This window comes from Chamaesiphon sp. VAR_48_metabat_135_sub (assembly GCF_031418915.1).
GTDB lineage: Bacteria > Cyanobacteriota > Cyanobacteriia > Cyanobacteriales > Chamaesiphonaceae > Chamaesiphon.
Genome location: NZ_JANOJV010000122.1, coordinates 1 through 2,843, shown reverse-complemented (window position 1 = coordinate 2,843; position 2,843 = coordinate 1). Strand labels below are relative to the sequence as shown.

The following is a 2,843-nucleotide window of genomic DNA, read 5'->3' as shown; positions in this document are numbered from 1 at the left end:
CCAGCCACGATACATTCCTCCGCCATCAACGGCGGCGTACTCGTACCACCAGCATCAAGATCGCCAATCAGATGCCGCAACCGCAATAGCAGTAAATTAGTCCGCACCTTCACGCGATCGGTAATAATATACCCACATCGCGCCGCCGTCGGGTTCGACTTATCCGTCAGCGTTTCCTCTAATAGAAAGCTTGCCAATCTTTCCACGATCGGGTGATTGCGTCCGATGTATTCCACTCCATCGAGCGGGGAGGATTGAAACGTCATTTGGAGGGGTTTGTCGCCCACGATCGATCTCAGGCACTCAGGCGGTGTCGCCATTACCCACCATTTCTTCTCCCGCTTGAGCGAATTCCCCAACCGTTCGCAAGCAGTACGAACAAAACGTTCCACATCCTCACTACTACCGAGAATCCGATTTGCGGCTTGTAATTCCGTCTCGATTTCGAGTGGTTTGATGCTCTGTTGGGCGAATTTAGTTCGAGATTGCTTTTCGCGATCGACCGCTTTATCCCAACGGCTATGGACTTCCGCCACAGGCGAACCAGCTTGAAACAGATCCAGCGTCAGTTGTTGAACACTACTGGGTTGCTCGAATAGCGACTTGAAGATCGCCGTTTGAATCGTGCTGCTATCGATCGGGAGTGGTACCGTAATCCCCAAGGTTTTCCGAATCGATACCGCCTTGCGAATCAACACATCTAATACCGCCAAATCGATTTTATTATCGCTCCCATACAACAGACAGGTTTTGACTACTGGTGCGGCTTGCCCATATCGATCGATCCGCCCTTCCCGCTGCTCCAACCGATTCGGATTCCACGGTAGATCGTAGTGAATCGCCGCCTGGAAGTGCTCTTGCAGGTTTACCCCCTCACTCAAACAGTCGGTTGCTACCATTACCCGCTGGGGATAAGTTGCCAATTCTGCCAACCGTTCCTCGCGCTCATCTTCCGACTGTTCGCCCGTAATCGCAATAATCCGCACCTGAGACGATTTCTTCTTCGTCAATTCTTGCGTAAGCTGTGCGGACACATATTTAGGGGTTGCTGATAAAAGCCAAAACCCAGACACAGAGGTAGATCAAAGCTATAAAAAGTCAATCAAGTTCAATGAAATCGGCTGAAATCAACTAAAATCAGTTGAGATGCCGACATATCCGTACAGACAATGTATAAAAAAGCCGAACAGCTCGAAACTGAATTAGAAAACTTTGAACTGCCATTTGGGGGAAAATTAGCAGCAGATAATAGATGGGTAATCATGGCGAAACTAATTCCGTGGGCGGAAGTAGAAGAGGAATATGCGAAAAAATTCACGATAGAAATAGGAGCACCAGCGAAATCAAGTAGGATGGCATTAGGAGCATTAATAATTAAAGAAAAACTAGGAATAAGCGATAGAGAAACGGTAGAACAAATCAGGGAAAATCCATACTTACAGTATTTTGTAGGACTAAAAAGGTATAGAAATGAGGCACCATTTGAAGCATCGATGCTAGTGCATTTTCGACAGAGACTAGAGATAGATCTAGTGAATAAAATCAATATCAAAATATGTGAGGAAGGCAGAGGGGAAGTAGGAACAGAAAAAAAGTCATCGAGGGCAGCAAAGAAGAGAGTGTAAATCGAGGAAGATTAATATTAGACGCAACATGTGCGCCAGCGGATCTTAGATATCCGACAGACTTAGGATTATTAAATCAAGCAAGAAAACAGACAGAAAAAATCATAGATATTCTCTACTACGGGCTAGAAGAGAAGCCAAGTAAGAAACCAATAACTCAGAGAATAATAGCCAAGAAAGAATATCTAAAAATCGCAAAAAAACGCCGACCGAGCAAGAAACAAAGAAGAAAAGCAATTAAAAAACAACTTCAATATATTAACAGAAATTTAGGTCACATAGAACAGCTACAGACGAGTGGTGCCAAGCTAGAGTGGCTAAATGACCAGCAGTACAAAATGCTGTTAGTTATAGATACAGTTTATCAACAACAGTTGTCTATGTATGAAAACAAGCAGCAGCGTATTGATGATAGAATAGTTAGTTTAACGCAACCACATATTCGTCCAATTGTGAGAGGAAAGGCTGGAACACCAGTTGAATTTGGAGCGAAATTATCAGTTAGCTATCATAACGGATATGTGTTTGTAGATCGATTAAGTTGGGATAATTTTAATGAATCTGGAGACTTGAAATCACAAGCAGAAGATTTTAAACTAGCAACAGGAAATTATCCAGAGTCGATTCATGTTGACCAAATATATCGTACTAAAGAAAATCGAGCTTGGTGTAAAGAAAGAGAAATTAGAATTACAGGTGTACCGTTAGGAAGACAACCGAAAATTATTGACAAAGAAAAAAAGAAACAGGCACAAAACGATGAGAAATTTCGCAGCCGAATCGAAGGTAAATTCGGAGAAGCTAAACGTAGATTTAGTCTTGGTAGAGTGATGACTAAACTTGCTAAAACTTCTCAGACAGCTATTGCAATCACTTTTCTAGTGATGAATCTTTCGACTCTGCTTCGGCAGTTTTCTGCCTTTTTTTGTACTTCTTTGAGAATCAACGCTTTTTTTGTGATACTTGAGATCAGATGATTAATAAAAATTATAATTGATTATAATTACATCCTAATTGCTGATAGATTAAATTAGATCGATCGACGATCGATCTAATTTAATGCCATTTACAGACTTTTTCAGCAAGCCCTAAATAATTAGGGACAATTCATGAGTTGTTCCTAATTATTAGCTAGTTTATCGATCGATCCCAATTGCATCATGGGCTGATAATCCTTCACTATTAGCCCCAAAATACCAAATAGCGATCGCCACCTCT

Annotated in this window: 2 protein-coding genes; one reads left to right on the top strand and one right to left on the bottom strand. The window is 42.0% G+C overall.

The window, feature by feature from the left end:
* On the bottom strand, positions 1 to 1,034 hold a 1,034-nt coding region (locus RMO55_RS08775), incomplete at its 3' end, for a helicase-related protein (protein WP_310425857.1).
* Between the two features lie 135 nt (positions 1,035 to 1,169).
* Here RMO55_RS08775 and RMO55_RS08770 point away from each other — a divergent pair.
* Positions 1,170 to 2,602, top strand: a protein-coding gene (locus RMO55_RS08770) for an IS5 family transposase (protein ID WP_310425855.1) whose coding sequence is annotated in 2 segments (ribosomal slippage) — positions 1,170 to 1,605 and positions 1,605 to 2,602 — 1,434 coding nt in all. Because the reading frame shifts where the segments join, the coding sequence is not laid out codon by codon here.
* Positions 2,603 to 2,843 lie beyond the last annotated feature (241 nt).